The organism is Streptomyces brasiliensis (assembly GCF_014647875.1).
GTDB classification, from domain to species: Bacteria; Actinomycetota; Actinomycetes; order Streptomycetales; family Streptomycetaceae; genus Streptomyces; species Streptomyces brasiliensis.
Genome location: NZ_BMQA01000022.1, coordinates 23,190 through 49,770 on the forward strand (window position 1 = coordinate 23,190; position 26,581 = coordinate 49,770).

Consider the following 26,581-nt stretch of genomic DNA (forward strand, 5'->3'; position numbering starts at 1 on the left):
TCAGTGACCCATTCCCAGTCCGCCGTCAACGGGGATGACGGCTCCAGTGATGTACGAGGCGTCGTCCGAGGCGAGGAACCGCACCGTCGCGGCGATCTCCTCCGGCTGCGCGTAACGGCCGAGCGGCACCTGCGCCATGATGGCCGCGCGCTGCTCTTCGCTGAGCGCCCTGGTCATGGCGGTGTCGACGAAGCCGGGGGCGACGACGTTGAAGGTGATGTTGCGCGATCCCAGCTCACGGGAGAGGGAGCGCGCGAAGCCGACGAGGGCGGCCTTGGAGGCGGCGTAGTTCGCCTGCCCGGGACCGCCGTACAGGCCGACGACCGAGGAGATCAGGACCACGCGGCCCTTCTTCGCGCGCAGCATGCCGCGGTTGGCGCGCTTGACGACGCGGAAGGTGCCGGTGAGGTTGGTGTCGATGACCGAGGTGAAGTCCTCCTCGGACATGCGCATCAGGAGCTGGTCCTTGGTGATCCCCGCGTTGGCGATCAGGACCTCGACCGGGCCGTGCTCGGCCTCGATCTCCTTGTAGGCCTGCTCCACCTGCTCGGTGTCGGTGATGTCGCACCTGACGGCGAGGCAGCCCAATTCCTCGAGGGCGGCCGGCGGCTCACCCGAGCGGTATGTGATCGCGACCTTGTCGCCGGCGTCGGCGAAAGCGCGGGCGATGGCGAGGCCGATGCCCCGGTTGCCTCCGGTGACGAGAACCGAGCGGCTCAACGGATCACCCTTTCGATAGCGGTCTGGCACATCCGCCCGGACATCCCGGACACCTGGATGACAGGCGGCTTCATCGAAAATCTATCGGTCGCGGCACGTCGACGGGCATTCGGGCACCGACAGTGGCGCGGGCGGGTCGCTGTCGGGTCCCTACAGAAAAGGGCCGATGCCGGACCCAAACCTGTGGTCCGCGGACGGTGCGGCGCGACATGATCGGAGCCGACAGGCCACGACAGCAGGGAGACCTCCGTGCCTCATTCCATCGACGAAGCCTTCACGGCGCTTCCCCTACGGTCCCTGGCCGACGCCGCGCTGGCACGCGCGCGTGCGCTGGGGGCCGAGCACGCGGACTTCCGGTTCGAGCGGGTGCGCAACGCGTCCTGGCGGCTCAGGGACGCCAAGCTCGCCGGATCGTCCGACACCACCGACCTCGGGTACGCGGTACGGGTCGTGCACGGCGGCACCTGGGGCTTCGCGTCCGGGGTGGACCTGACCCTCGACGCCGCCGCCAAGGTCGCCTCACAGGCCGTGGCGATGGCGAAACTCTCGGCGCAGGTCATCAAGGCCGCCGGGTCCGACGAGCGCGTGGAGCTGGCGGTCGAGCCGGTGCACGCCGAGAAGACATGGGTGTCGTCGTACGAGATCGACCCGTTCAGCGTGCCGGACCAGGAGAAGGCGGCGCTGCTGGCGGACTGGAGCGCACGGCTGCTGGCGGCGGACGGGGTGAACCACGTCGACGCCTCGCTGCTCACCGTCCACGAGAACAAGTTCTACGCGGACACCGCGGGCACCGTGACCACGCAGCAGCGGGTGCGGCTGCATCCGCAGCTCACGGCCGTGTCGGTGGACGAGTCCAGCGGCGAGTTCGACTCGATGCGGACCATCGCGCCGCCGGTCGGGCGCGGCTGGGAGTACCTCACCGGCACCGGCTGGGACTGGGACACGGAGCTGGAGCGGATCCCGGAGCTGCTCGCGGAGAAGATGCGGGCGCCGAGCGTCGAGGCGGGCCTGTACGACCTGGTCGTGGACCCGTCCAACCTGTGGCTGACCATCCACGAGTCCATCGGGCACGCGACCGAGCTGGACCGGGCCCTCGGCTACGAGGCCGCCTACGCCGGCACCTCCTTCGCCACCTTCGACCAGCTGGGCAAGCTGAAGTACGGCTCCGAGCTGATGAACGTCACCGGTGACCGTACGGCCGAGCACGGCCTCGCGACCGTCGGGTACGACGACGAGGGCGTCGAGGGCCAGTCCTGGGACCTGGTCAAGGACGGCACGCTCGTCGGCTACCAGCTGGATCGCAGGATCGCGAAGCTGACCGGGTTCGAGCGGTCCAACGGGTGCGCGTTCGCCGACTCCCCCGGGCACGTGCCCGTGCAGCGCATGGCCAACGTGTCGCTGCGGCCGGATCCGGCGGGCCTGTCCACGGAGGATCTGATCGGGGGCGTGGACCGCGGCATCTACGTCGTCGGCGACCGGTCCTGGTCCATCGACATGCAGCGCTACAACTTCCAGTTCACCGGGCAGCGCTTCTTCCGGATCGAGAACGGGCGGATCACCGGTCAGCTCAAGGACGTCGCCTACCAGGCGACCACCACCGACTTCTGGGGTTCCATGGCGGCCGTCGGCGGCCCGCAGACGTACGTCCTCGGCGGCGCCTTCAACTGCGGCAAGGCCCAGCCCGGACAGGTGGCCGCCGTGTCGCACGGGTGCCCCTCCGCCCTCTTCAAGGGCGTCAACATCCTCAACACCACGCAGGAGGCCGGCCGATGAGCGCGCGCACCGACAAGGCGCACAAGCCGCACGAGGTCGTCGAGCAGGCCCTCGCGCTGTCCCGGGCCGACGGCTGCGTCGTGATCGCCGACGAGCACTCGACCGCCAATCTCCGCTGGGCGGGCAACGCCCTGACCACCAACGGCGTCACGCGCGGGCGCACGCTCACCGTCATCGCGACCGTCGACGGCAAGGAAGGCACGGCGTCCGGTGTGGTGTCCCGGTCGGCCGTGACCGCCGACGAGCTGGAGCCGCTGGTACGGGCCGCCGAGGCGGCCGCGCACGGCGCAGGTCCCGCGGAGGACGCCCAGCCCCTGGTGACAGGCGTACCGGAGGCGCCGGACTTCACGGACGCGCCGGCGGAGACCTCGTCGGCGGTGTTCACGGACTTCGCGCCGGCGCTCGGCGAGGCCTTCGCACGCGCGCGTGCGGGCGGCCGCGAGCTGTACGGCTTCGCCAACCACGAGCTGGTCTCCACGTACGTGGGCACCTCGACGGGGCTGCGCCTGAGGCACGACCAGCCGACCGGCACGCTGGAGCTGAACGCCAAGTCCCCGGACCGTACGCGCTCGGCGTGGGCGGGCCGTTCCACGAGGGACTTCAAGGACGTCGACCCGGGCGCCCTGGACGCCGAACTCGCCGTACGCCTCGGCTGGGCCGAGCGGCGCGTGGAGCTGCCGGCGGGCCGCTACGAGACGCTGCTGCCGCCGACCGCGGTGGCGGACCTGCTGATCTACCAGTTGTGGTCGGCGTCGGGCCGGGACGCGACCGAGGGCCGGACGGTGTTCTCCAAGCCGGGCGGCGGCACGCGCGTCGGCGAGAAGCTCACCGACCTGCCGCTGACGCTGCGCAGCGACCCGAACGAGCCGGGCCTGGAGTCGGCGCCCTTCGTGATCGCGCACACCTCCGGCGGCGACCAGTCGGTGTTCGACAACGGGCTGCCCGTCGGGGCCACCGACTGGATCGGCGGCGGCGAGCTGAAGCACCTGACCACCACCCGGCACAGCGCGGGCCTGACCGGGCTGCCGGTCGCCCCGGCGATCGGCAATCTGATCCTGGACGGCGGCGAGGATCGCTCCCTCGACGAGATGGTGGCCGCCACCGAGCGCGGGCTGTTGCTGACGTGCCTGTGGTACATCCGCGAGGTCGACCCGGCGACGCTGCTGCTGACCGGCCTGACCCGGGACGGCGTGTACCTCGTGGAGAACGGCGAGGTGACCGGGCAGGTCAACAACTTCCGGTTCAACGAGTCGCCGGTGGACCTGCTGGGGCGGGCGACGGAGGCGGGACGGACGGAGAGGACGCTGCCGAGGGAGTGGAGCGACTGGTTCACCAGGGCAGCGATGCCCGCACTGCGGATCCCGGATTTCAATATGAGCTCTGTCAGTCAGGGCGTATAACCTCGTAGTCGGCTGTCACCCGACCGCCCGAAGATCACCGAGGAGATACGAGAACCGTGACGGACATCGTCGACGAGCTGACGTGGCGGGGGCTGATCGCCCTCTCCACCGACGAGGACGCATTGCGCAAGGCGTTCGCGGACGGTCCCGTCACGTTCTATTGCGGCTTCGACCCGACCGCGCCCAGCCTGCACCTGGGCAACCTCGTGCAGATCCTGACGATGCGCCGGATCCAGCAGGCGGGCAACCGCCCGCTGGGCCTGGTCGGAGGTGCCACGGGCCTGATCGGCGACCCGAAGCCGACGGCGGAGCGCACGCTGAACGACCCCGAGGTGGTGGCCGGCTGGGTGGCGCGGCTGCGCGGCCAGATCGAGAAGTTCCTCGACTTCGAGGGTCCGCACGCGGCGACCATGGTCAACAACCTGGACTGGACCCAGGGCCTGTCGGCCATCGACTTCCTGCGGGACATCGGCAAGCACTTCCGGGTCAACAAGATGATCTCGAAGGAGGCGGTCGCCCGGCGGCTGCACTCCGACGCGGGCATCAGCTACACCGAGTTCAGCTACCAGATCCTGCAGGGCATGGACTTCCTGGAGCTGTACCGGAGGTATGGCTGCACGCTGCAGACCGGCGGCAGCGACCAGTGGGGCAACCTCACGGCGGGCGCCGACCTGATCCACAAGGTCGAGCCGCACGTCGCGGTGCACGCGCTGGCCACGCCGCTGATCACCAAGGCGGACGGCACCAAGTTCGGCAAGACGGAGTCCGGCACGGTCTGGCTCGACCCCGAGCTGACCACGCCGTACGCCTTCTACCAGTTCTGGCTGAACGCCGACGACCGGGACATCTCCAAGTTCCTGCGCATCTTCAGCTTCCGCTCCCGTGAGGAGATCGAGGAGCTGGAGAAGCAGACGGAGGAGCGCCCCCAGGCCCGTGCCGCGCAGCGGGCACTGGCCGAGGAGCTGACGACGCTCGTGCACGGCGCCGACCAGACCGCGGCCGTGATCGCCGCCTCCAAGGCGCTGTTCGGCCAGGGCGAGCTGACCGAGCTGGACGAGCGCACGCTGGCGGCGGCCCTCTCGGAGGTACCGAACGTCCAGGTCGCGGAGCTCGGCCCGGTCGTCGATCTGTTCGCCGAGGTCGGCCTGGTGGCGAGCAAGTCGGCCGCGCGGCGCACCGTCAAGGAGGGCGGTGCCTACGTGAACAACGTGAAGGTAGCCGGCGAGGACGCCGTCCCCGCCAAGGAGGACCTGCTGCACGGCCGCTGGCTGGTGCTGCGCCGGGGCAAGAAGAACCTGGCGGCCATCGAGGTCACGGCCGCCTGAGACGGACCGAAGGGCGGCTCCCGGTGGGGAGTCGCCCTTCGCCGTGTCCGCCCGTCAGACGGTTCGCTGCTGCTTCTTCTTCCCCAGCGTCGCCATGTACGCCATGTCGACGAAGAAGACGATGATGATCGCGGCGACGAGCTGGAACGCGTGCCGGCTCCAGTCGACGCCGCGGGTCTCCGCGACGCCGAGCGCTGCGGCGATGGCGTTGCCCGCGATCGCGCCGAGGATGCCGCAGATGGTGGTCAGCCAGAGGGGGCTGTGCTGCTTGCCCGGGATGACCGCCTTGGCGATGATCCCCAGCACGAATCCTACGATGATCGCCCACAACCAGCCCATGGCTGCCTCCTCGTCCGGCTCGACGTGAGCATTACGAAAAGTCTCGGCCGGTCCGCCGTACGGCGCATGTCGGGTACGGCCGTACGACGGACCCCGCTACGTGGGCCTGCGCAGCATGTTCGCCCGAGCGGCGGGTGACCCGGTCTCGTAGGCGGCGCAGGTGCGGCGTACCGTGAGAGGTGTCCTGCCCGGTACCCCGAGCGGGTACGGACGGGGTACGGGCGGGGAGAGTCCGATGCGGGCGGATGGTGGAATGTGATGCGGAAACAGCGCGGTGGCGGAAACGTCCAGGTGTTCCGGATCACCGGAGCCCGGACCGGCCTGGCCGAGGACGTGCGCGGGCGGCAGCGCCGGTACGTCATCTCGATGACGATCCGCACGGTCTCGGTGATCCTCGCGGTCTCGCTCTGGAACGTCGAACGGCACGTCGCGATCGTGGCGTTGGTGCTCGGTGCCCTCCTTCCCTATGTCGCCGTGGTGATCGCCAACGCGGGGCGTGAGCGGCCGCCTTCGCTGCCGTCGACGTTCGGCATCGCGCCGACCCGGACGATGATCGCGCCTCCGCGGGCGAAGGACGCGCAGGCGGAATCCGTGCCGAAGGACGTGGAGGGCGAGCGGGCGGCCGGAGTGAGCGGTGAACGTCCCAACCCGGTGTGACCATCGCGGATGCGCAGCGACGCGGCACGGGCCCGGCGGCAAGCTCAAGAAATGCTCAGATCAATCATGCAGTTCCGGTGCCGACCGACGGGTGACCCGTGACATACTGCGTACGCGCTCCGCATCCCCCGTCGGAGCGACGGACCGACGCCGGGCAGCTCCCCCCGTGGCTGCTCGGCGTCGCCTTGTTTGCGGGGCTTTCTGTGAGACGAACCTGTGAGTGACGCGATCTGTTCAGCCAAGGGCTGCCGTGCCGACGCCGTGTGGGTCCTGGCGTGGAACAACCCGAAGATCCACACCCCGGACCGCCGCAAGACCTGGCTCGCCTGCGAGGAACACCGCGAGCATCTGTCCCAATTCCTGGGTGTACGGGGCTTCTTGAAGGACGTGGTCCTGCTGAGGGAGTGGGAACCCACCGAAGGGGCCTAGGCGGCAGCGCCCCGAAGGGGACGGCATATCGCTGCTCTTCCAGCGGAGTGCTCAGCCGCCGATGGCCGACATCGGGCGGTCCGGCTGGAGGAACGTCGGGTCGTCCAGGCCCGAGCCCGCCTTCTTGCCCCACATCGCCTTGGTCCAGATCTCGGCGATCTCCTCGTCCGGGGCGCCGGAGCGCAGCGCACCGCGCAGGTCCGTCTCCTCACGCGCGAACAGGCAGGTGCGTATCTGGCCGTCGGCGGTGAGGCGGGTGCGGTCGCAGGCCGCGCAGAACGGGCGGGTGACCGAGGCGATCACGCCGACGCGGTGCGGACCGCCGTCGACCAGCCAGCGCTCTGCCGGGGCCGAGCCGCGGTCACCAGCGCCCTCGGGGGTGAGCTCGAAGCGGGTACGCAGGGAGGCCAGGATATCCTCGGCCGTCACCATGCCCTCGCGCTTCCAGCCGTGCTGGGCGTCCAGGGGCATCTGCTCGATGAAGCGCAGTTCGTACTCGTGCTTCACCGCCCAGGCCAGCAGGTCCGGGGCCTCGTCCTCGTTCAGGCCCGGCATCAGGACCGTGTTGACCTTGACCGGGGTGAGGTCCGCCGCGCGGGCGGCCTCGAGGCCGTCCAGGACGTCCTTGTGCCGGTCCCGGCGGGTGAGGGCCTTGAAGACGTCCGGGCGCAGGGTGTCCAGGGAGACGTTGACCCGGTCCAGACCGGCCGCCTTCAGCGCGGCCGCCGTGCGCTTGAGCCCGATGCCGTTGGTGGTGAGGGACATCCGGGGGCGCGGCTCGAGGGTGGCGACCCGCTCGACGATGCCGACCAGGCCGGGGCGCAGCAAGGGCTCTCCCCCGGTGAAGCGGACCTCCTCGATGCCGAGGGAGGAGACGGCGATGTCGATCAGGCGGACGATCTCGTCGTCCGTGAGCAGGTCCGGCTTGGCCAGCCACTGCAGGCCCTCCTCGGGCATGCAGTACGTGCAGCGCAGGTTGCACCGGTCGGTCAGCGAGACTCTCAGATCGGTGGCCACCCGGCCGTAAGTGTCGATGAGCACGTGGGCCCCCTCCCTCGTCCTGACACTTGTTCTCCGTCACTTGCGAGCCTACGTGACACCACCGACATCGGCCGAGGGCCCATCACCACGAGGTAGGACGCGGCCGCGTCGTAGGGACCTACGACGCGGCCGTCCGTACGGGTCTTCCGGTGACCGTCAGTGCGCTCCGGTGCCGGTCAGCGACCGTACTTCCAGTTCGGCGTACTTGTCGGCGTCCGGTTCCTCCTTCGACAGCAGGGTGCCGACGATGCCGAGGACGAAGCCGACCGGGATCGAGATGATGCCCGGGTTCTCCAGCGGGAACCAGTGGAAGTCGACGTCCGGGAACATCGACGTCTCCTTGCCGGAGACGACCGGCGAGAACAGCACCAGGCCGACCGCGCTGACCAGGCCGCCGTAGATCGACCACAGGGCGCCGCTCGTGGTGAACCGCTTCCAGAACAGGCTGTAGAGGATCGTCGGCAGGTTGGCGGAGGCGGCGACCGCGAAGGCCAGTGCGACCAGGCCGGCGACGTTCAGGTCGCGGGAGAGAGCACCGAGGACGATGGAGACGGCGCCGATGCCGACCGTGGCGTACCGGGCCGCGTTGATCTCCTGCTTCTCGGTGGCCTGTCCCTTCTTGATGACGTTCGCGTAGATGTCGTGGGCGAACGAGGAGGACGAGGCCAGGGTGAGGCCGGCGACCACCGCGAGGATCGTGGCGAAGGCGACGGCCGAGATGGTGGCGAGGAGGATCGCGCCCCAGTTGGAGTCCACCCCGCCGAGGTGCAGCGCGAGGAGTGGTGCGGCCGTGTTGCCCGCCTTGTTGGACGCGATGATCTCGTCCGGCTTGATCAGTGCGGCCGCGCCGAAGCCGAGGGCGAGTGTCATCAGGTAGAAGGCGCCGATCAGACCGATGGCCCAGATCACGGACTTCCGGGCGGCTTTCGCGGTGGGCACCGTGTAGAAGCGGATCAGGATGTGCGGCAGACCGGCGGTGCCCAGGACCAGGGCGATGCCGAGCGAGATGAAGTCCAGCTTGGTGGTGCCCGTCGCGCCGTACTTCAGTCCGGGCTCGAGGAAGGCGGAGCCCTTGGCGCTGTTGTCGGCGGCCGAGCCGAGCAGGTCGGAGATGTTGAAGTTGAACTTCAGCAGGACCAGGAAGGTCAGCAGCAGGGCGCCGAGCATCAGCAGCACCGCCTTGACCATCTGGACCCAGGTGGTGCCCTTCATGCCGCCGATGGTGACGTACACGATCATCAGGACGCCGACGAGGGCGACGATGCCGATCTTCCCGCCGTCGCTGGTGATGCCGAGCAGCAGGGAGACCAGGACGCCCGCGCCGGCCATCTGGGCCAGCAGGTAGAAGATCGACACGACGATCGTGGAGGTGCCGGCGGCCGTACGGACCGGGCGCTGGCGCATCCGGTACGCGAGCACGTCGCCCATGGTGTAGCGGCCGGAGTTGCGCAGCGGCTCGGCGACCAGGAGCAGCGCGACCAGCCAGGCGACCAGGAAGCCGATCGAGTACAGGAAGCCGTCGTAGCCGAAGAGGGCGATGGCGCCTGCGATGCCGAGGAAGGACGCGGCGGACATGTAGTCGCCGGAGACGGCGAGGCCGTTCTGGAAACCGGTGAACTGCCGTCCGCCGGCGTAGAAGTCGGCGGCGTCCTTGGTCTGGCGGCCCGCCCAGACCGTGATGACGAGGGTGGCCGCGACGAAGATCGCGAACAGCGTGATGATGAGCGTCCGGTGCTCGGTGGCCTCCCCGGCCGCCAGGGTGATCGCGGGGCTCATGCGCCGCCCTCCATCCGGGACTTGATGACATCGGCCTTGGGGTCGAGCTCGGCGGCGGCGTGCCGCGCGTACCACCAGGCGATGAGGAAGGTGGTGAGGAACTGGGCGAGGCCCAGGACGAGGGCGACGTTGACGTTGCCGAACACCTTGGTGCCCATGAAGCCGCCCGCGTAGTTCGACAGCAGGACGTACACCAGGTACCAGGCGATGAACGCCACGGTCAGCGGGAAGGCGAACGAACGGTAGGAGTGGCGCAGTTCACCGAACTCCGCGCTCTCCTGCACCGCGACGAACTCCTCGGTGGAAGGGAGTTGGGGGCCGGCTTTCGAGGGGGGCGGTGTCTCGGTTGCCACGGAGTCTCCTCAGTGTTGCGGGTGGATTGCGACAGGGGGGCTCGATCGTGCTCGTGCTCCCTGTCGAAGGTCCACGGCGCCACGCGAGGACCGGTTCAAGTCCTATGAGTTCTTTCAGAAGTCGTCTCCCGAAATCATTGCTGGCCAGCGAGATGTGGAGATAGCTTCACCCTGCACCACCCGTCATGCACCTGCCCGAGCGCCACCTGTGTCTCGGGCGGTTTCTTTTTCGGATGATGTGGAGATCCCATGCCTCATCTGCGCTCCAGACGCAGGCTCGCGCTCGCCGTACCCGTCGTGCTGTCGCTGACCGCCTCGCTCGGTTTCCTGCCGGCGGTGGCGTCGGCGGTGCCGCAGACGGCTCCAGCCTCCCGGGCGGCGGACGGCGCCACCCAGGCCTACGTCGTCAACACCCGCACGGATCACGGCACGATCACGTCGGTGCAGAGGGCGATCGCCGCGAACGGCGGCAGCATCGTCGCGACGTACGACCGGATCGGTGTGATCGTCGTCCACTCCGCGAACCCGGACTTCGGCAAGCGAATACGCGCCGTGCGCGGGGTGCAGTCGGCGGGTGCCACGCGCACCGCGCCGCTCAGCGCCGCGGGGACCACGGACGAGGGTGCCGTACAGGTCCTGTCGAAGGCCGAGGCCGCGAAGGTCGCGGGGAGTTCCGCGTCGGGCGAGGAACCCTTCGAGGCCGACCAGTGGGACCTCAGGGCGATAGGCGCCGACAAGGCCGCGCGGATCGACCCCGGCAGCAAGAAGGTGACCGTCGGCATCATCGACACCGGCGTCGACGACACGCACCCCGACATCGCCCCGAACTTCTCCGCCTCGCAGTCCGCCAACTGCGTGAGCGGCAAGGCGGACACGACGTACGGCGCCTGGCGCCCCGTGGACGCCGACCACTACCACGGCACGCACGTCGCCGGCGAGATCGCCGCGGCCCGCAACGGCATCGGCGTCGCGGGCGTGGCCCCCGGCGTGAAGGTCGCGAGCATCACCGTCGCCCAGCCGGACGCCGGCCAGCTGTTCTACCCGGAGAGCGTCGTCTGCGCCTTCGTGTTCGCCGCCGACCACGGCATCGAGGTCACCAACAACAGCTACTACGTTGATCCCTGGCTGTACAACTGCCTCGACGACCCCGATCAACGTGCCATCGTCGACGCGGTCAACAGGGCCCAGCTGTACGCACAGCACAAGGGCACGCTCAATGTCGCCTCGGCGGGCAATTCCAACGACGACCTCGACTCGCACGCGCTGGTCGACGGGTCCAGCCCCGACGACTCGACGCCGGTGACCCGCACGGTCGACCCGCACGAGTGCTTCGACGTGCCGACCCAGCTGCCCGGTGTGGTCACCGTCAGCGCGACCGGCGTCAAGGGCGCCAAGTCGTACTACTCCAGCTACGGCAAGGGCGTCATCGACGTGGCGGCCCCCGGCGGCGACAAGTTCCAGATCCCGGACACGCCGTCGCAGAACGGCCGCATCCTGTCCACGCTGCCGAACAACCAGTACGGCTTCCTCCAGGGCACGTCGATGGCGTCCCCGCACGTGGCCGCGGTGGCCGCGCTGCTGAAGTCGACCCACCCGCACGCCACGCCGGCCCAGCTCCAGGCGCTGCTCAAGGCCGAGGCGGACAACCCGGGCTGCCCGGCCGAGCCGTACGACGGGGACGGCGACGGCGTCGTGGACGCGACCTGCGTCGGCGGCAAGCGCGTCAACGGCTTCTACGGAGCCGGCATCGTCAACGCTCTGCGCGCGGTCGAGTAGGACCGCTTCCCAGGACCTGAGCCCCCGTTCCAGGGCTTGAGTCCGCTTTCCCAGGACTTCCCGCACGGCCCGCTCGTACCGCGAACGAACTGGAGAAACAGACACATGACAGCGCCCAAGCCGCGTTTCCGTCGCGCCATGGTGATCCCGGTCGGTATGGCCATGGCGACGGCAATCGCCTTCCTGCCGAACGTGACGGCGTCGGCCGCGCCCGCCACGCCCACGGTGACCGCCGACGCGACCGCGCTCAGCTACGTCGTCAACGTCCCGCCGGGGCATGGCGTTTCCGCGCACGTGAAGAAGGCCATCGCCGCCGCGGGCGGCTCGATCGTGATCGCGTACGACCAGATCGGCGTGATCGTCGTCCACTCGTCCAACCCGGACTTCGCGAAGACCATCCGCACGGTGCCCGGGGTCGACTCGGCGGGCAACACTCGCAACGCGCCGCTGCCCGCCCAGTCGACCACGGACGTCGGCACGCCGCAGGCGCTCAGCGCCGAGCAGATCGCGGACGTCCAGGCGGCCGACGGACAGGACCCGCTGGAGCCGCTGCAGTGGGACCTGCCCGCCATCAAGGCGGACAAGGCGCACGAGAAGACGCTCGGCAGCCGGGAGGTCACGGTCGCCGTCATCGACACCGGCGTCGACGACACCCACCCGGACATCGCGCCCAACTTCGACCGCGGTGCTTCGGCCAACTGTGTCACGGGCAAGCCGGACACCACCGACGGCTCCTGGCGCCCCAGCGCGGCCGAGAGCCCGCACGGCACGCATGTGGCCGGTGAGATCGCGGGCGCGAAGAACGGCGTCGGCATCACCGGTGTCGCGCCCGGCGTGAAGGTCGCCGGCATCAAGGTGGCCACCACCGCCGGCTACTTCTACACCGAGGCCGTGGTCTGCGGCTTCGTATGGGCCGCCGAGCACGGTGTCGACGTGACCAACAACAGCTATTACACCGACCCGTGGTACTTCAACTGCAAGAACGACCCGGACCAGAAGGCGCTCGTCGACGCCATCACCCGGGCCACGCGGTACGCGGAGAAGAAGGGCACGGTCAACGTCGCGGCGGCGGGCAACGAGAGCTACGACCTCGCGTCCGACTCGATCACCGACCCGGTCTCGCCGAACGACGGCACCCCGTCGGACCGGGTGATCGACCCGTCCAAGTGCTACGACATACCGACCCAGTTGCCGGGTGTCGTCACGGTTGCGGCGACCGGCGCGAAGGGCCTCAAGTCGTCCTTCTCCAACTACGGCCTCGGGGTCATCGACATCGCCGCGCCCGGCGGCGACTCGACGGCCTACCAGACGCCGGCGCCCCCGGCGACCAGCGGCCTGATCCTCGGCCCGCTGCCGGGCGGCACATGGGGCTACATGGCCGGTACGTCGATGGCGACCCCGCACGTCGTGGGTGTGGCCGCATTGATCAAGTCGACGCACCCGCACGCGTCCGCCGCCCAGGTGAAGTCGCTCCTGTACGCCGAGGCCGACGCCACGCCGTGCACGGACCCGTACGACATCAACGGCGACGGCAAGATCGACGCGGTCTGCGAGGGCACGAAGAACCACAACGGCTTCTACGGCTGGGGCACGGCGGACGCACTGGACGCCGTGACCAAGTAGGACGTCGGTCGACCGAGTAAGGCGTTGAGCGGGTCGGACACGGTTCCGGCCCGCTCAAGCCATGGCCCGAGTCGTGCAAGGACTCATGGCCCGAGATTGATTGCGTCAATACTGCATAGTGCAGTCATGACCGAAATCAAGTTCGCTTGGGAGGCGGTGGGCGGCGACCCGGCCCTCGTCTCGCGCGTCTCAACCGTCGTACGCCGTGGAGCGCTCGAGGCGCGGCTTCCCGTGCGGGAGCTCGCGCGGGGGTGTGTGGCCGCCTGCGCGCTGGCCGCCGCCGAACTCGGGGCGCTGCGGGCAGGCCTTGCCGAGGTGCCGGAGGTGCGGGTCGACGACGGGGCCGTGGCGACCGCCTTTCGCAGTGAGCGGGAGTTGCTCGTCGACAAGCGGGCGCCCGTCTCCTTCGCGCCCTTGTCGCGGTTCTGGCGTACGGCGGACGGATGGGTGCGTACGCATGCCAACTACCCGCATCACCGGGCACGGTTGCTGAGCGCACTGGGGCTTCCCGAGGACGCGACCGCGGATCATGTCGCCGGGCGGCTCGGCGAGCGGTCGGCCCTCGCTGTGGAGGACTCCGTCCACGACGCCGGCGGTCTCGCCGTGGCACTGCGGTCGCCCGAGGAGTGGGCCGGGCACGGGCAGTACGCCGCGCTGGTCGAGCGGCCCCTGGTGGAGCGCGGTCGCCTCGACGCCGGGCACGCGCGTGTGCTCGCGCCCGTCGAGCGCGTCGAGGGCATTCCCCTGCTGCCCGCTTCCGGGGTGCGCGTCCTCGATCTGACGCGGGTCCTCGCCGGTCCCGTCGCCACCCGTACGCTCGCGGTGCTCGGTGCGGACGTGCTGCGTCTCGACGCGCCGTGGCTGCCCGAACTGCCCGACCAGCACGCCGACACGGACTTCGGGAAGAAGTCGGCGACCTTGGACCTCACGACGGACGCGAAGACCTTCGAGGAGCTGTTGTCCTCGGCGGACGTCGTCGTCACCGGTTACCGGCCCGGTGCCCTGGACCGGTTCGGGCTCTCGCCCGAGGCGCTGGCCGAGCGGCGCCCGGGGCTGGTCGTGGCGCAGGTGTCTGCATGGGGCGCGTACGGGCCATGGGCCGGGCGGCGCGGCTTCGACAGCCTGGTGCAGGTCGCGAGCGGCATCGCCGCCATCGAGGGCCCGGCCGGGCAACCCGGCGCGCTGCCCGCGCAGGCCCTCGACCACGGCACCGGCTATCTGCTCGCCGCCGCGGTGCTGCGGGCGCTGACGGAACGGTCGTACGACGGTGAAGGACGGTTCGTACGGCTGGCGTTGGCACGGACCGCCGCCTGGCTGACGGACGGGATCCAGGGCGGCCCGGAGGGCGAGGTGCCGTACGAGGGCGCGGACGCGTGGCTCGGCGAGCGGCACAGTCCGATCGGGCGGCTGCGGTACGCGCTGCCACCGGTCTCCTTCGCCGGCGGGCCCGTCGACTGGGCGCGGCCTCCGGCTCCCTGGGGGGCGGACGCGCCGCAGTGGGAGTGAGCACACGCGTACCGGGAGCTGAGTTCTCACCTCCCTTTTCGCGTACCGCACTTGCCCCGGTTTGCCGTGCCTGGCGGGGTGAACCTCACGCGGTCACCAGCACCTTGAGCGCGGTGCGCTCGTCCATCGCCTTGTAGCCCTCCGGCACGCCCTCCAGACCGACCGTCATGTCGAAGACCGGCGAGGGGTCGACGCTGCCGTCGAGGACGTCGGGCAGCAGGTCCGGGATGTAGGCGCGGACCGGCGCGACACCGCCGCGCAGGGCGATGTTCCGGTCGAACATGACGCGGAGGTCGACTCCGGTGCCGCTGCCGTGCGGGACGCCGACGAAGCCGATGGCGCCGCCGTCGCGGGCGATGTTGACGGCCGTACGCATGGACTGCTCCGTGCCGACGGCCTCGACGACGGCGTGCGCGCCCTGGCCGCGGGTGAGTTCGCGGACGGCCTCTACCGCCGCGTCCCCGCGTTCGGCGACGACGTCGGTGGCGCCGAAGCGGCGTGCGATGTCCGTACGGACATCGTGGCGGCCCAGCGCGATGATCCGCTCGGCGCCCAGCCGCCTGGCGGCGAGCACGGCGCACAGGCCGACGGCGCCGTCCCCGACGACGGCGACCGTGGCGCCGGGCCGGGCGCCCGCGCCGAGGGCGGCGTGGTGGCCGGTGCCGAGGACGTCGGAGAGGGTCAGCAGGGCGGAGAGCAGATGGTCGTCCGAGGCCGCCTCCTTCGGCAGCCGGACGAGGGTGCCGTCGGCGAACGGCACGCGCACTGCCTCGCCCTGGCCGCCGTCGTAGCCGACGGAGCCCCAGAAGCCGCCGTGCTCGCAGGAGCTGGTCAGCCCCTCGCGGCAGTAGTCGCAGACGCCGTCGGACCACATGAAGGGGGCCACCACGAGGTCGCCGCGGCGTACGGTGCCCACCTCGGAGCCGGTGTCCTCGACGAGGCCGAGGAACTCGTGCCCGATCCGCTGCCCCGGCCGGCGGGCCGCCTCGCCGCGGTACGCCCACAGGTCGCTGCCGCAGATACAGGCGCGCAGCACGCGTACGACCGCGTCGGTGGACAACTGCACCACCGGCTCGGGCACGTTCTCCACCCGCACGTCGTACGGAGCGTGGATAGTGGTGGCGCGCATGGCGAGGGTCCTTCTCGTGCGGTGTACCGGTGCGACGCGCTCACGGGGTGGTCGAGCGCACTTCACGGTACGACGTCACCGGTGCGCGCCGCGCGCCGAGGGCACCCCGGACCAGCAGGAACTGTGCTGCGAGATAGGTGATCATGACCCAGAGGCCGGGGTGCGGGAGCTGCGGCCAGTCGGCGATGCCGGTCGCGAGGAGGGTGTCGGACAGCAGGAAGAGCGTGCCGCCGAGCCCGGCGACGGGGCCGAGGCGGGTGGCCGCGCCGTACGCCATGACGGTGAGCAGGGTGCTGTAGCAGGCGACGGGGACGCGCAGGCCCGCGGGCAGGTCCGGCCACAGGAGAACGACGATCACGAGGGCGGTGAGGGCGTAGAGCGGGGCGAGCAGGGTGGTACGCGCGCGTGGTGAGCCGTAGCCGCGGAACAGGAGCAGATAGCAGACGTGTCCGGCCGCGAAGCAGGCCATGCCGGCCATGAAAGCGAGGTCGGCGCCGGACATGAGCAGCACGTCACCGCCCCACCCGCACAGGAGAGCCGCGACGAGGAGTCGCGGGGCGCCGCTCACGCCGGCGTACGCGGCCAGCAGGAGCATCAGGAGGGGCTTGGCCGCCAGGTGCGCGGCGTGCGGCCCGACCGCCAGGGCGACGAGGTCGACGGCGGCGGCCAGGACGAAGGCGGTGAGGAGGGCACGGGAGGCTCTCACGCGGTGACCGTCTCCTCGACAGGCTCCGGAGCGGGCACCGGCTGCCAGCCCGGCCCGCGCAACATCCGGCCCGCGCGTTCGCGCCAACTGCCCGCCGTCCTGACGTCCTTGACGATGGCGACGTACTCGTGCGTGGCGACCTTGATCGGGTTGAACGTACTGATGTTCTTCGTCAGTCCGTACACGGGCCGCTCGGCCTCGGGCGCGAAGGAACCGAAGAGACGGTCCCAGACGATGAGGATCCCGCCGAAATTGCGGTCCAGATAGCCGCCCTGAGAGGCATGGTGCACCCGGTGGTGCGACGGGGTGTTGAGGGTGGACTCGAACCAGCGCGGCATCTTGTCGATCCGCTCGGTGTGGATCCAGAACTGGTAGACGAGGCTGACCGAGGAGCAGAAGACCAGGGCGGCCGGGTGCACGCCGGCGGCGACCAGCGGGAGGTAGAACGGCCAGGAGGTGAGGGACGTCCACGGCTGGCGCAGCGCGGTGGTGAGGTTGAACTTCCGGCTCGAGTGGTGGACGACGTGGCAGGCCCACAGGATGCGGATGACGTGATGGCCGCGGTGCGACCAGTAGTAGAAGAAGTCCTGCGCGAGCAGCATCAGCAGGACCGTCCACCACAGCAGCGGCACGCGCAGGGGGGTGAGCGCGTAGACCGCGTCGTAGATCAGGACGATCGGGATCTTCCACAGCGCGTCGAAGAACAGACTGCCGAGCCCCATGGAGACGTTCGTCGCGGCGTCCTTGGCCTCGTACCCGGCGTCGCCCTCGTCCGGATGGAGGCGGACGCTGATCATCTCTATGACGGTGAGCAGCAGGAAGGCCGGGATCGACCAGACCACGACGTCGGGAAGGTTCGGCATGCGTGCACCGTAGAGCGGCCGGACCGCCACGGCTAGAGGTTGTTACCCACAAGTATTCGGCTAGTGCTGTGGCCGGGAAGGTTTGCCGGGAAGCTCGCGGCGTCCGGTGCGGTGCATCGCAAGGCGGAGCGTCACCCGCGTACTGGATGTACTCGGGTGATGCGACAACGCCGCGAGGTGCCGTGCCGGGCGTCGCGAGCCGGTGAACCTTTCCGGTCACAGCACTAGACCCCCGCGGCGCCCAGCAGTGTCCCGGCGGCGTAGGTGACCCCCATGGCCAGGGCCCCGCCGACGACGTTGCGCAGAACCGCCCGCCACGGGTCCGCCGCGCCCATCCGGGCACTGCTCCAGCCGGTGAGGACGAGCGCGGCCAGGACGGACACCACGGTGACCGGGAGCCGCCAGGCCGCGGGCGGCAGCACGATCGCGAGCAGCGGCAGCAGGGCGCCCACCGTGAAGGCGAGGAAGCTCGCCCACGCCGCATGCAGCGGGTTGGTCAGCTGGTCCGGGTCGATACCGAGCTCCACGCGCGCGTGGGCCCTGAGCGCGTCCCGCGCGGTGTACTGCTCGGCCGCCTCCCGCGCCACCTGGCGCGACAGCCCACGCTGCTCCAACAGCCCGGTCAGCTCCTCCAGTTCGGCCTCCGGCTGTTCCTTCAGCTCCCTCTTCTCCAGGGCCAGGGCGGCCATCTCGGAGTCACGCTGGGTGGACACCGACACGTACTCCCCTGCCGCCATCGACATCGACCCGGCGAGCAGTCCGGCGAGTCCGGCGGTGAGCAGCGTGTCCCGGTCGCCGGTGGCCCCGGCCACACCGACGACGATGCCGGCGGTGGACACGATGCCGTCGTTGGCGCCGAGCACGGCGGCACGCAGCCAGTTGAGCCGCGAGCCGAGCCCCCCGCGGTGCGGCTCCGTGTGATTCGCTTCCGTCACAGCAGGGAGGATCGCACTCCGGGCGGCCCCTCCGCAGCACCGACTCGACGGCCTCCGGCGCCGGCGCATGCGCCCGCGCGCGGGAACCTTCCACCGCGGGAAGGAACTTGAAGGCGAGTCGGTGCGCCACCCGCCTCGTGGCCGGGGCTGTCAGTCGTGGCCCGTATCCTCAATGACCATGCTCGAAGACCGTACGACCGCAGCGTCCTCCCCCACCGAGTGGCCGGCCGCGTATCCGCAGGGGTACGCGGTCGTTGACGTGGAGACCACCGGACTGGCCCGCGACGACCGCATCATCTCCGCGGCCGTCTACCGGCTGGACGCACGCGGCGAGGTCGAGGACCACTGGTACACGCTGGTCAATCCGGAGCGCGATCCGGGCCCGGTGTGGATCCACGGTCTGACGAGCGAGGTGCTGGAGGGAGCGCCCCTCTTCGAGGAGGTCGCCGAGGAGTTCTCGGCGCGGCTGGCGGACCGGGTGCTCGTCGCGCACAACGCGGTCTTCGACTGGCAGATGATCGCGCGTGAGTACGCGCGCGCGAAGCGCGAGGCCCCGGTGCGGCAGCGGCTGTGCACCATCGCGCTCTCCAAGGAGCTGGGCCTGCCGCTGCCCAACCACAAGCTGGAGTCGCTCGCGGCGCACTTCGGCGTCGTGCAGCGGAACGCACACCACGCGCTGGACGACGCGCGCGTGCTCGCGGAGGCGTTCCGGCCCAGCCTGCGGGCCGCGGCGGTGGGCGGGCTGAGGCTGCCGCTGCTGGAGTGCCGGCCGCTGACGGAGTGGGCGGACCGGCCGGCCGTACCGCACCAGCAGCCGGGGGGCTACGGCGCCTACCGGCCGGGCAGTTGGCGCCCGTCCCGCAGACGGCCGGCGTGCCCGTACCCCAACCCCGGGCGGTACGAAGAGGGCAAACCTCTCAAGCAGGGCATGCGGGTCGCGTTCTCCGGGGACACGTCGGTCGACCGGGAGCTGCTGGAGGACCGTGCGGTCGAGGCCGGGCTGCACGTGGCGACGAGCCTGTCCCGGCTGACCAGCCTGCTCGTCACCAACGACCCCGACTCGGGTACGTCGAAGGCGGTCAAGGCGCGCCAGTACGGCACGCCGGTGATCGACGAGGCGGCCTTCGGCCAGCTCCTCAGGGACGTCGAATCCGCGTCGGAGGGGTGACCGTACGGACGGGTGATTGCCGCGCGACTCGCCCTGCGGCCGCTCGCCCCCGCGACCGGCACCACCCACGCTGTGGCGCATGGCGAAATGCGAAGTCTGCGGCAACGAGTACGGAATGTCCTTCGAGGTGCACGCGCAGGGCGCGGTGCACGTCTTCGACTGCTTCACCTGTGCCATCCACCGCATGGCCCCGGTCTGCGAGCACTGCAAGGTGTCGATCGTCGGCCAGGGCGTGGAGGCGGGCGGCCACTTCTACTGCGGCGCCCACTGCGCCCGCGAAGAGGGGATGGTGGGCATCGTCGACCACGTGTGACCCGGTACCCGCCCGATCGCACCCCACGACCGAGTTGTACGGTCGTGGGGTGTACCGCTTCCTGTTGACCCGGCAGTGGGTGATCCTCACCCTGATCGCCCTGCTTCTGATCCCCACGATGATCAAGCTGGGCTTCTGGCAGAAGCACCGGTACGAGGAGCGCAGCGCCCGCAACCAGCTCGTCACCGACGCGCTGTCCGCCAAGCCGGTACCCGTGGAACAGCTCACCTCGCCGGGACACGCCGTGACGCGCGCCGAGCGGTACCGCAGCGTCACCGCGACGGGCACCTTCGACACCTCGCACGAGGTCGTGGTCCGCCGCCGCGTCAACTCCGACGACGAGGTCGGCTTCCACGTCCTCACCCCCTTCCGGCTCTCCGACGGCAAGGTACTGCTGGTCAACCGCGGCTGGATCCCGGCGAACGGCGTCCAGACCGCCTTCCCGAAGATCCCCGCGCCGCCCGCCGGCCGCACCACGGTCACCGGGCGGCTGATGACGGACGAGACGACCGCCGCGAGCGGCATCAAGAACATCGCCGGACTGCCCGACCGGCAGGTCATGCTGATCAACAGCGAGCAGGAGACACGGCGGCTCGGCGCCCAGGTGCTCGGCGGCTACATCGAGCAGACGGCGCCCGAGTCCAAGGGCGGCACCCCGCAGCAGATCTCCGACCCGGGCAAGGAAGACGCCCCGCTGAACTACGCGTACATGATCCAGTGGTGGCTGTTCGCCGCGGCCGTACCGGTCGGCTGGGTCGTCCTGGTCCGCCGCGAGACCCGGGACCGGGCGAACGCCGCGGCCGGGGAGAAGACCGCGGAGACGGAGCCCGCCGTGGTCTGACCGGTCCGCACCTGTCACCGTGCGACCGGCCCCGTCACCCGGCTGGGCGCGGTGCTGATTGTCCGCAGGGCCCACCGGGAAACCGGAAACCCGTGCACCCCCGCATCGAGGACTACGCCCTCATCGGCGACGAACAGACGGCGGCCCTGGTCGGCAAGGACGGCTCCATCGACTGGCTGTGCCTGCCGCGGTTCGACTCCGGCGCCTGCTTCGCCCGGCTCCTGGGCGACGAGAACAACGGGCACTGGCGGATCGCGCCGGTCGGCGCGGAGACCTGCTCGGGCCGCTCCTACCGTCCCGACACCCTCGTCCTCGACACCGAGTGGGAGACCCCGGACGGGACGATCCGGGTCACCGACCTGATGCCGCAGCGCGACCGCGCCCCCGACGTCGTCCGCATCGTGGAGGGCCTCAGCGGCAAGGTCACCGTGCACAGCACGCTCAAGCTCCGCTTCGACTACGGCCTGATCATCCCGTGGATGCGCAAGTCCGGCGGTCACCGGGTCGCGATCGCCGGACCGGACTCCGTGTGGCTGCGCAGCGAGCCCGCCGTGCGGACCTGGGGCCAGGATTTCGGCACGCACTCCGAGTTCACCGTCGAGGCGGGCGAGCGGGTCGCGTTCGTGCTCACCTGGCACCCCTCACACGAACCGCGTCCGCCGCTGGTCGACCCGTACCGGTCGCTGGGCACCAGCATCACGGACTGGCAGCGCTGGGCGGCCCGCTGCCGCTACCAGGGGCCGTACCGGGACGTGGTCGTCCGCTCCCTCATCACCCTCAAGGCCCTCACCTACCGGCCGACCGGCGGCATCGTCGCCGCCGCCACCACCTCGTTGCCCGAACAGCTCGGCGGCGTGCGCAACTGGGACTACCGGTACTGCTGGCTGCGCGACGCCACTCTCACCCTCAGCGCCCTGGTCAAGGCGGGCTACCACAACGAGGCCGAGGCCTGGCGCGACTGGCTGCTTCGCGCGGTCGCGGGCGACCCGGCCGACCTGCAGATCATGTACGGCGTCGCGGGCGAGCGCCGGCTGCCCGAGTTCGAGCTGGCCTGGCTGTCCGGCTTCGCCGGGTCGGCGCCCGTCCGGATCGGCAACGGCGCCGTGAGCCAGCTCCAGCTCGACGTGTACGGCGAGGTCATGGACTCCCTGTGGCTGGCCCGGCGCACGGGGCTCTCACCCAAGCCGCACATGTGGTCGCTGCAGGGCGTCCTGCTGGAGTGGCTGCGCACGCAGTGGCGGCAGCCGGACGAGGGCCTCTGGGAGGTGCGCGGCGGCCGCCGGCAGTTCGTGCACTCGAAGGTGATGGTCTGGGTGGCCGCCGACCGGGCGGTGCGCACGCTGGAGGAGTATCCCGAGCTGCCCGGGGACCTCGAGGGCTGGCGGGCGCTGCGGGAAGAGGTGCACCGCGAGGTGTGCGAGAAGGGCTACGACCCCGAGCGCAACACCTTCACCCAGTACTACGGCTCGCGCGAACTGGACGCCGCGCTGCTGCTGATCCCCCGCGTCGGCTTCCTGCCGCCCGACGACCCGCGCATGATCGGCACGGTGGACGCGGTCCGCGCGGAGCTGGGCCACGGCGGCTTCGTCCGGCGGTACGAGTACGGCAGCGCGGACTCGACCGTCGACGGGCTGCCGGGCGACGAGGGCGCCTTCCTGGCCTGCTCGTTCTGGCTGGCCGACGCGCTGCACCTGACGGGCCGTACGCAGGAGGCGCGGGAGCTGTTCGACCGGCTGGTGGGCCTCAGCAACGACGTGGGACTGCTGGCCGAGGAGTACGACCCGGAGTCCGACCGCCAGCTCGGCAACTTCCCGCAGGCGTTCAGCCACATCGGCCTGGTGAACACCGCCCTCACCCTGTTCGGGACGGACGGTGCAGGATAGGGACCATGGATCTTGGACTGAAGGACCGGGTGTACGTCGTCACCGGGGCCACCCGCGGCCTCGGCAACGCCGCCGCGCGCGAGCTCGTCGCCGACGGGGCGAAGGTGGTCATCACGGGGCGGGACGCCGAGCGCGTCGCTGCGGCCGCAGCGGAACTGGGGCCGAACGCGGCCGCGGTGGCCGTCGACAACGCCGACCCCGAGGCCGCGGCGCGGCTGATCGCGGCCGCGCGGGAGAACTTCGGCGGCTTCGACGGCGTGCTCGTGAGCGTCGGCGGGCCGCCGCCGGGGTTCGTCGCCGACAACTCGGACGAGCAGTGGACCGCGGCGTTCGAGTCGGTGTTCCTGGGTGCGGTACGGGTCGCGCGCGCGGCGGCGGCCGAGCTGGATGCGGGCGGCGTCATCGGGTTCGTGCTGTCCGGGTCGGTGCACGAGCCGATCCCGGGGCTGACGATCTCCAACGGGCTGCGGCCCGGGCTGGCCGGGTTCGCGAAGTCGCTCGCGGACGAGCTGGGACCGCGGGGGATCCGGGTGGTGGGGCTGCTTCCGGCTCGCATCGACACGGATCGCGTGCGCGAGCTGGACGCGATGTCCGCGGATCCGGAGGCGACTCGGGCGGCGCACGAGTCGCGGATTCCGTTGCGCCGGTATGGGACGCCTTCTGAGTTCGGGCGGGTTGCTGCGTTTCTTCTCTCGCCGGCTGCTTCTTATCTGACCGGGATCATGGTGCCTGTGGATGGCGGGGTCCGGCACGGGTTCTGATGCGGCGATGACGGGTGCGGGTTGTGGGGGTTGCTCGCGCCCCACGCGGCGGAGCCGCATATCGACACAGCGCCACGCCCCTTCGGGGTGCTTCAACTCACCCTCTCGGCATGGTGTTTGACCGCCCCGAGTCGTACCTCCGCCGGAAGACCGGCCAGACCCGCTGAATCTCGGGCGTGGGTCAGGGACTCTGCCGTCAGGGTCTGCAGTGCCTCTCCCGGGTCCACGTCCGGTTCCAGTTGGAGCCAGACCCGGGCCCGCGGGGCGTTGCGGCGGCCGGTCAGGGTTGCCTGGGCATGGGACACGCCTGGCTGGTTGACCGCGTCCTCCGCCAGGACGGACTCCAGGGCGCGACCCCGCAGGAGCGCGCCCTCGCCGTCGCCCGTGTCCACCAGGACCTCGGTGAGGCGGTGGCGGCGCAGGAGTGCGGTCAGCCACCAGAGCGCGAGCAGGACGAGGATCGCCAGTGCCGCGACGACCGTGGGCCACCACCAGCCGGCGTCCCGCCAGTGCGTCCGCTCGGCTTCGCTGAGCAGGACGTCGTGCCGGTTGTCGTGGATCCACCAGGACGGGGGCCGAACGCCCAGGCCCACCGTCAGGGCGGAGCCGCCCAGGACGACCAGCAGCAGCCCGGCCAGGCCGATCATTACGCGGTTGACTGTCCTGAGCATCGTCCTCATCCCCTCCGTCCGGGTCGGGCCACGTGCACCGACAGTGCGGGCGAGCGGGACAGGCCCAGGCCCCGGATCGCGTCGGCAAGGGTCACATCGAGGTCGGCGCGGACGTCGTCCAGGTCGCGGAAGTGGGAGATCGCGCGGACGTCGGCCTTCCTGCGGCGCAGGCGCACCCGGACCGACCGTACGCCGGAGATCTCCATGGCCCGGTCGCGCAGTACCTGGGCGGCCGCGGCGTTCTGGAGGCCGGCCCGGACGTCGGCGTGGGTACGGCGCATGGGCAGCAGGTCCCGCAGACCCGGCGTGACGGCGAGCACGATCAGCCACAGGCCGAGCGCCGCGGCGACGCCGGCGCCGACCAGCACCCAGGTGTCGTCGAGGGGGCGCTGGGCGAGTTGCGTGGCCAGTTCGCGGCGCCACCGCATGGCGGGGCGGTGGGCGCGGACGGCCGTGACGTCGTACAGGAAGACGCCCGCGCCGAGCAGGAGCAGCAGCGCGACGATGCCCGCGGGGACACGGCGCGCGGACCAGAAGCGGCCGTCGCCGCCGCCCTCGCCCGCCAGGGCGGGCGGCGGGTCGTAGGCCGCGGCCGAGGCCGACTGGTCGAGGTCGGGGCCGGCCGTCTTCTCCATGACCGGCGCCGTCGGTGTGGTGGTGTCGGTGCCCTGGGACTCGCTCATCGCGCCCTCCCGTGTGCCGCGCCGTGCACGGGTGCCGGATGCAGCCGCTCCACCTCGACGGCGACCTCCGGAACCTCCATGCCCACCAACGCGCCTACCCGCTCGACGACATGACGACGCACGGCGGCACAGCGAGCGCCGATGTCGGTCGGGTAGCCGAGTTCGAGATGGACCCGGATCCGGACCGCGTCATGGTGGGTGACCACGGTCGCGTGCGGGGGCGCGGCCTCCTCGGGCAGGGGGCCCAGGGCTTCCCGTGCCGCCTGCGCGGCGACCTTGGCCACGACCCGGTCGGCGATCCTGGTGGCGCCGCGCTCGCCCGGCGGGACGACGGTGAGGGGTCTGCGCGCCGCACCGGCCGCGCCGCTCACGGGCGTCACCGCCGCCGGTCGCGCTTGTCGTCGCGGGTCCGGAAGAAGTCACCGAGTTCCAGATCCCCCTCCAGGAACCGGCCTGCCACGAACCCGACGGCCCCCAGCGCCGCCACCAGCAGGAAGGCGCCGAACCCACCGAAGTACCCGGCGAAGCCCAGCGCCATCCCGGCGATCATGCCGACCACGGCCATGCTCATGCCGCCCTCCTCAGCCCCTCAGCCGTGCGTTGTCCGGTCGCCGGGCCTCACTGGATCCGGGGCGCCAGCTCCTCTTCCTCTTCCTCGGGCAGCTTGACATCACTCACCGCGATGTTGACCTCGACGACCTCGAGTCCGGTCATCCGCTCGACGGCGGCGACCACGTTCTCCCGCACGGCCCGTGCCACGTCGGAGATCGACACGCCGTAGTCGATGACGATCTCCAGGTCGAGCGCGGTCTGCACCTCGCCGACCTCGGCCTTGACACCCCGGCTGACCGACTTCGAACCGCCCGGCACCCGGTCGCGCACGGCTCCGAAAGTCCGCGAGAGTCCGCTGCCCATGTCGTGCACGCCGACCACGTCCCGCGCGGCCAGGCCGGCGATCTTCTCCACGACGCCGTCGGCGATCGTCGTCCGCCCCCGGGTCGCCGGATCGCCGCCGCCGCGTCTGACGGCCTTGCGGGCCTGCACCGGCTCGCTCTCGCCCTCCGCCGCTGTCCCCTTCCGCTCCGTCATCTCACTCATCGCCGTACGTCCCTTTCGGTCGTCGTCCTGTCACCAACGGTATGTGCGGTTGCCCGGTCGTGCGCGGGTGATGCGGCAGGCTGGAGCAATGACGGCGGAAAGATGGACACAGGCGGTGCGGCAGCAAGTCGGCCTGGGAAGGCTGATCGCGCTCGGCGGACCGGGGGACGGCGCGTGGATCACGGAGGCGGCGGCCGGCGCGGTGCTGCGGCAGGCGGCGGCCGAGGTGCCGGGCATACGCCTGGGCCCGCTGCGCATCGGCCTCGCCGACCCGGAGGACGTACACGCCCCCGTCGTACCACCCCCACCGGGTGCCCTGCCCCCGGGCCCGCTGCGCCTGACGGCCGACTTCGCCGCGTCGGCGACGGAACCCCTGCCGACAACGGCGTCCCGCCTGCGTCGGGCGCTGTCGACCACAGCGAGGGAACGCCTCGGGCTGACGGTCACGGAGGTGGACCTGCGGGTGACCGACCTCCTGGACGAGGTACCAGACCGGGAACCGGTCCAGCCCCCACAGCCCCCACAGGCACGCGAGCCCACCGACCCGGACGCGACCCGTGTCACGACCGCGGCCCTGTCCGTCCCGGGCACGACCCGGCTGACCGCCGGGCTGGGCGGCCTGGGCAGGGCGGTACACGTCGAGGAACACGGGGACGACACAACGCTGCGACGCCGCCATGTGCGCGTGGAGGTAGCGGTGAGCACGACGCACCGAACCCTGGACGTGACCCGCCGAATCCGCACGGAGGTACGGGAATCACTCCCGGACCACCCGACGGTGACGGTGCTGGTGACAACGGTGAACTGATCGT

The 26,581-nt window shown here is 70.9% G+C and carries 28 protein-coding genes; 14 read left to right on the forward strand and 14 right to left on the reverse strand.

Features of this window, described 5'->3' with window-relative positions:
• A complete protein-coding gene (gene fabG / locus IEZ19_RS27885; protein WP_189314070.1) occupies positions 1 to 720 on the reverse strand; it encodes a 3-oxoacyl-[acyl-carrier-protein] reductase in 720 nt (239 codons plus the stop codon).
• A 249-nt stretch (positions 721 to 969) separates the two neighbouring features.
• On the opposite strand from fabG, the gene IEZ19_RS27890 reads away from it, so the two are divergent.
• From IEZ19_RS27890 to tyrS, 3 genes are read left to right on the forward strand one after another with little or no spacing between them, the layout of a single operon-like run.
• Entirely contained in the window at positions 970 to 2,493 is a 1,524-nt protein-coding gene (locus tag IEZ19_RS27890; RefSeq protein WP_189314071.1) for a TldD/PmbA family protein, read from the forward strand.
• Positions 2,490 to 3,893, forward strand: coding sequence for a metallopeptidase TldD-related protein (locus tag IEZ19_RS27895; RefSeq protein WP_189314072.1), 1,404 nt, complete (start codon positions 2,490 to 2,492; stop codon positions 3,891 to 3,893). Before IEZ19_RS27890 ends, IEZ19_RS27895 begins: the two co-directional genes overlap by 4 nt.
• A 56-nt stretch (positions 3,894 to 3,949) precedes the next feature.
• Positions 3,950 to 5,218, forward strand: coding sequence for a tyrosine--tRNA ligase (tyrS, locus tag IEZ19_RS27900; RefSeq protein ID WP_189314073.1), 1,269 nt, complete (start codon positions 3,950 to 3,952; stop codon positions 5,216 to 5,218).
• Between the two features lie 54 nt (positions 5,219 to 5,272).
• Here tyrS and IEZ19_RS27905 read toward each other — a convergent pair whose 3' ends face one another.
• Entirely contained in the window at positions 5,273 to 5,557 is a 285-nt protein-coding gene (locus tag IEZ19_RS27905; protein ID WP_189314074.1) for a GlsB/YeaQ/YmgE family stress response membrane protein, read from the reverse strand.
• A gap of 258 nt (positions 5,558 to 5,815) precedes the next feature.
• On the opposite strand from IEZ19_RS27905, the gene IEZ19_RS27910 reads away from it, so the two are divergent.
• Positions 5,816 to 6,214, forward strand: coding sequence for a DUF3099 domain-containing protein (locus IEZ19_RS27910; RefSeq protein ID WP_189314075.1), 399 nt, complete (start codon positions 5,816 to 5,818; stop codon positions 6,212 to 6,214).
• A 216-nt stretch (positions 6,215 to 6,430) separates the two neighbouring features.
• Positions 6,431 to 6,643, forward strand: coding sequence for a hypothetical protein (locus tag IEZ19_RS27915; protein WP_189314076.1), 213 nt, complete (start codon positions 6,431 to 6,433; stop codon positions 6,641 to 6,643).
• 51 nt (positions 6,644 to 6,694) lie between these two features.
• On the opposite strand, the gene moaA is transcribed toward IEZ19_RS27915, so the two are convergent.
• The 3 genes from moaA to IEZ19_RS27930 form a co-directional block, all read right to left on the reverse strand.
• Positions 6,695 to 7,684: a GTP 3',8-cyclase MoaA gene (moaA, locus tag IEZ19_RS27920; protein WP_189314077.1), complete on the reverse strand. Its 990-nt coding sequence runs from the start codon at positions 7,682 to 7,684 to the stop codon at positions 6,695 to 6,697.
• A gap of 156 nt (positions 7,685 to 7,840) precedes the next feature.
• Entirely contained in the window at positions 7,841 to 9,460 is a 1,620-nt protein-coding gene (locus IEZ19_RS27925; RefSeq protein WP_189314078.1) for a monocarboxylic acid transporter, read from the reverse strand.
• On the reverse strand, positions 9,457 to 9,813 hold the full coding sequence (locus IEZ19_RS27930) for a DUF485 domain-containing protein (protein ID WP_189314079.1): 357 nt from the start codon (positions 9,811 to 9,813) through the stop codon (positions 9,457 to 9,459). The genes IEZ19_RS27925 and IEZ19_RS27930 overlap by 4 nt, the downstream gene beginning before the upstream one ends.
• 249 nt (positions 9,814 to 10,062) lie before the next feature.
• On the opposite strand from IEZ19_RS27930, the gene IEZ19_RS27935 reads away from it, so the two are divergent.
• The 3 genes from IEZ19_RS27935 (at position 10,063) to IEZ19_RS27945 (ending at position 14,718) form a co-directional block, all read left to right on the forward strand.
• On the forward strand, positions 10,063 to 11,589 hold the full coding sequence (locus tag IEZ19_RS27935) for a S8 family serine peptidase (RefSeq protein ID WP_189314080.1): 1,527 nt from the start codon (positions 10,063 to 10,065) through the stop codon (positions 11,587 to 11,589).
• Between the two features lie 105 nt (positions 11,590 to 11,694).
• Positions 11,695 to 13,212, forward strand: coding sequence for a S8 family peptidase (locus IEZ19_RS27940; protein WP_189314081.1), 1,518 nt, complete (start codon positions 11,695 to 11,697; stop codon positions 13,210 to 13,212).
• Between the two features lie 126 nt (positions 13,213 to 13,338).
• Positions 13,339 to 14,718: a CoA transferase gene (locus IEZ19_RS27945; protein ID WP_189314082.1), complete on the forward strand. Its 1,380-nt coding sequence runs from the start codon at positions 13,339 to 13,341 to the stop codon at positions 14,716 to 14,718.
• Positions 14,719 to 14,803: 85 nt separating this feature from the next.
• Here IEZ19_RS27945 and IEZ19_RS27950 read toward each other — a convergent pair whose 3' ends face one another.
• From IEZ19_RS27950 to IEZ19_RS27965, 4 genes are all read right to left on the reverse strand, one after another.
• On the reverse strand, positions 14,804 to 15,847 hold the full coding sequence (locus IEZ19_RS27950; RefSeq protein WP_189314083.1) for a zinc-dependent alcohol dehydrogenase family protein: 1,044 nt from the start codon (positions 15,845 to 15,847) through the stop codon (positions 14,804 to 14,806).
• A gap of 40 nt (positions 15,848 to 15,887) precedes the next feature.
• On the reverse strand, positions 15,888 to 16,553 hold the full coding sequence (locus IEZ19_RS27955; protein WP_189314084.1) for a lysoplasmalogenase: 666 nt from the start codon (positions 16,551 to 16,553) through the stop codon (positions 15,888 to 15,890).
• Complete coding sequence (locus IEZ19_RS27960) at positions 16,550 to 17,416, reverse strand: sterol desaturase family protein (protein ID WP_189314085.1); 867 nt, start codon at positions 17,414 to 17,416, stop codon at positions 16,550 to 16,552. The genes IEZ19_RS27955 and IEZ19_RS27960 overlap by 4 nt, the downstream gene beginning before the upstream one ends.
• Positions 17,417 to 17,640: 224 nt before the next feature.
• Positions 17,641 to 18,351, reverse strand: a complete 711-nt coding sequence (locus tag IEZ19_RS27965) for a VIT1/CCC1 transporter family protein (RefSeq protein ID WP_229840887.1) — start codon at positions 18,349 to 18,351, stop codon at positions 17,641 to 17,643.
• Between the two features lie 178 nt (positions 18,352 to 18,529).
• Here IEZ19_RS27965 and IEZ19_RS27970 point away from each other — a divergent pair, with 178 nt between their 5' ends.
• From IEZ19_RS27970 to IEZ19_RS27990, 5 genes are all read left to right on the forward strand, one after another.
• Positions 18,530 to 19,519, forward strand: coding sequence for a DEDDh family exonuclease (locus tag IEZ19_RS27970; RefSeq protein WP_189314087.1), 990 nt, complete (start codon positions 18,530 to 18,532; stop codon positions 19,517 to 19,519).
• Between the two features lie 79 nt (positions 19,520 to 19,598).
• A complete protein-coding gene (locus IEZ19_RS27975; RefSeq protein ID WP_189314088.1) occupies positions 19,599 to 19,832 on the forward strand; it encodes a metallothionein in 234 nt (77 codons plus the stop codon).
• A 49-nt stretch (positions 19,833 to 19,881) separates the two neighbouring features.
• Positions 19,882 to 20,673 carry an SURF1 family cytochrome oxidase biogenesis protein gene (locus IEZ19_RS27980; protein WP_189314089.1) on the forward strand — a complete coding sequence of 264 codons (792 nt, stop codon included), beginning with the start codon at positions 19,882 to 19,884 and terminating at the stop codon, positions 20,671 to 20,673.
• Between the two features lie 92 nt (positions 20,674 to 20,765).
• The gene (locus tag IEZ19_RS27985; RefSeq protein ID WP_189314090.1) at positions 20,766 to 22,556 is read left to right on the forward strand and encodes a glycoside hydrolase family 15 protein; all 1,791 of its coding nucleotides are present in this window, start codon (positions 20,766 to 20,768) and stop codon (positions 22,554 to 22,556) included.
• Between the two features lie 5 nt (positions 22,557 to 22,561).
• Positions 22,562 to 23,317 (forward strand): SDR family oxidoreductase, encoded by a 756-nt coding sequence (locus tag IEZ19_RS27990; protein WP_189314091.1) that lies wholly within the window; start codon positions 22,562 to 22,564, stop codon positions 23,315 to 23,317.
• Positions 23,318 to 23,409: 92 nt separating this feature from the next.
• On the opposite strand, the gene amaP is transcribed toward IEZ19_RS27990, so the two are convergent.
• From amaP to IEZ19_RS28015, 5 genes are read right to left on the reverse strand one after another with little or no spacing between them, the layout of a single operon-like run.
• Entirely contained in the window at positions 23,410 to 23,997 is a 588-nt protein-coding gene (amaP, locus tag IEZ19_RS27995; RefSeq protein ID WP_189314092.1) for an alkaline shock response membrane anchor protein AmaP, read from the reverse strand.
• Entirely contained in the window at positions 23,994 to 24,671 is a 678-nt protein-coding gene (locus IEZ19_RS28000; protein WP_189314093.1) for a DUF6286 domain-containing protein, read from the reverse strand. Before IEZ19_RS28000 ends, amaP begins: the two co-directional genes overlap by 4 nt.
• Positions 24,668 to 25,051, reverse strand: a complete 384-nt coding sequence (locus IEZ19_RS28005; RefSeq protein WP_189314094.1) for a hypothetical protein — start codon at positions 25,049 to 25,051, stop codon at positions 24,668 to 24,670. Before IEZ19_RS28005 ends, IEZ19_RS28000 begins: the two co-directional genes overlap by 4 nt.
• Complete coding sequence (locus IEZ19_RS28010) at positions 25,048 to 25,242, reverse strand: hypothetical protein (RefSeq protein ID WP_189314095.1); 195 nt, start codon at positions 25,240 to 25,242, stop codon at positions 25,048 to 25,050. The genes IEZ19_RS28005 and IEZ19_RS28010 overlap by 4 nt, the downstream gene beginning before the upstream one ends.
• A 47-nt stretch (positions 25,243 to 25,289) precedes the next feature.
• Entirely contained in the window at positions 25,290 to 25,769 is a 480-nt protein-coding gene (locus tag IEZ19_RS28015; protein WP_189314096.1) for an Asp23/Gls24 family envelope stress response protein, read from the reverse strand.
• 88 nt (positions 25,770 to 25,857) lie between these two features.
• Here IEZ19_RS28015 and IEZ19_RS28020 point away from each other — a divergent pair, with 88 nt between their 5' ends.
• Entirely contained in the window at positions 25,858 to 26,577 is a 720-nt protein-coding gene (locus tag IEZ19_RS28020; protein WP_189314097.1) for a nucleopolyhedrovirus P10 family protein, read from the forward strand.
• The last annotated feature ends 4 nt before the right edge of the window (positions 26,578 to 26,581 follow it).

Excerpts from the sequence above, each read along its gene's own strand:
- IEZ19_RS27895 (WP_189314072.1), top strand. The coding sequence starts at position 2,490 with ATGAGCGCGCGCACCGACAAGGCGCACAAGCCGCACGAGGTCGTCGAG.
- IEZ19_RS27905 (WP_189314074.1), bottom strand. The coding sequence starts at position 5,557 with ATGGGCTGGTTGTGGGCGATCATCGTAGGATTCGTGCTGGGGATCATC.
- IEZ19_RS27910 (WP_189314075.1), top strand. The coding sequence starts at position 5,816 with ATGCGGAAACAGCGCGGTGGCGGAAACGTCCAGGTGTTCCGGATCACC.
- IEZ19_RS27925 (WP_189314078.1), bottom strand. The coding sequence starts at position 9,460 with ATGAGCCCCGCGATCACCCTGGCGGCCGGGGAGGCCACCGAGCACCGG.
- IEZ19_RS27935 (WP_189314080.1), top strand. The coding sequence starts at position 10,063 with ATGCCTCATCTGCGCTCCAGACGCAGGCTCGCGCTCGCCGTACCCGTC.
- IEZ19_RS27940 (WP_189314081.1), top strand. The coding sequence starts at position 11,695 with ATGACAGCGCCCAAGCCGCGTTTCCGTCGCGCCATGGTGATCCCGGTC.
- IEZ19_RS27945 (WP_189314082.1), top strand. The coding sequence starts at position 13,339 with ATGACCGAAATCAAGTTCGCTTGGGAGGCGGTGGGCGGCGACCCGGCC.
- IEZ19_RS27950 (WP_189314083.1), bottom strand. The coding sequence starts at position 15,847 with ATGCGCGCCACCACTATCCACGCTCCGTACGACGTGCGGGTGGAGAAC.
- IEZ19_RS27960 (WP_189314085.1), bottom strand. The coding sequence starts at position 17,416 with ATGCCGAACCTTCCCGACGTCGTGGTCTGGTCGATCCCGGCCTTCCTG.
- IEZ19_RS27970 (WP_189314087.1), top strand. The coding sequence starts at position 18,530 with ATGCTCGAAGACCGTACGACCGCAGCGTCCTCCCCCACCGAGTGGCCG.
- IEZ19_RS27975 (WP_189314088.1), top strand. The coding sequence starts at position 19,599 with ATGGCGAAATGCGAAGTCTGCGGCAACGAGTACGGAATGTCCTTCGAG.
- IEZ19_RS27990 (WP_189314091.1), top strand. The coding sequence starts at position 22,562 with ATGGATCTTGGACTGAAGGACCGGGTGTACGTCGTCACCGGGGCCACC.
- amaP (WP_189314092.1), bottom strand. The coding sequence starts at position 23,997 with ATGAGGACGATGCTCAGGACAGTCAACCGCGTAATGATCGGCCTGGCC.
- IEZ19_RS28000 (WP_189314093.1), bottom strand. The coding sequence starts at position 24,671 with ATGAGCGAGTCCCAGGGCACCGACACCACCACACCGACGGCGCCGGTC.
- IEZ19_RS28010 (WP_189314095.1), bottom strand. The coding sequence starts at position 25,242 with ATGAGCATGGCCGTGGTCGGCATGATCGCCGGGATGGCGCTGGGCTTC.
- IEZ19_RS28015 (WP_189314096.1), bottom strand. The coding sequence starts at position 25,769 with ATGAGTGAGATGACGGAGCGGAAGGGGACAGCGGCGGAGGGCGAGAGC.
- IEZ19_RS28020 (WP_189314097.1), top strand. The coding sequence starts at position 25,858 with ATGACGGCGGAAAGATGGACACAGGCGGTGCGGCAGCAAGTCGGCCTG.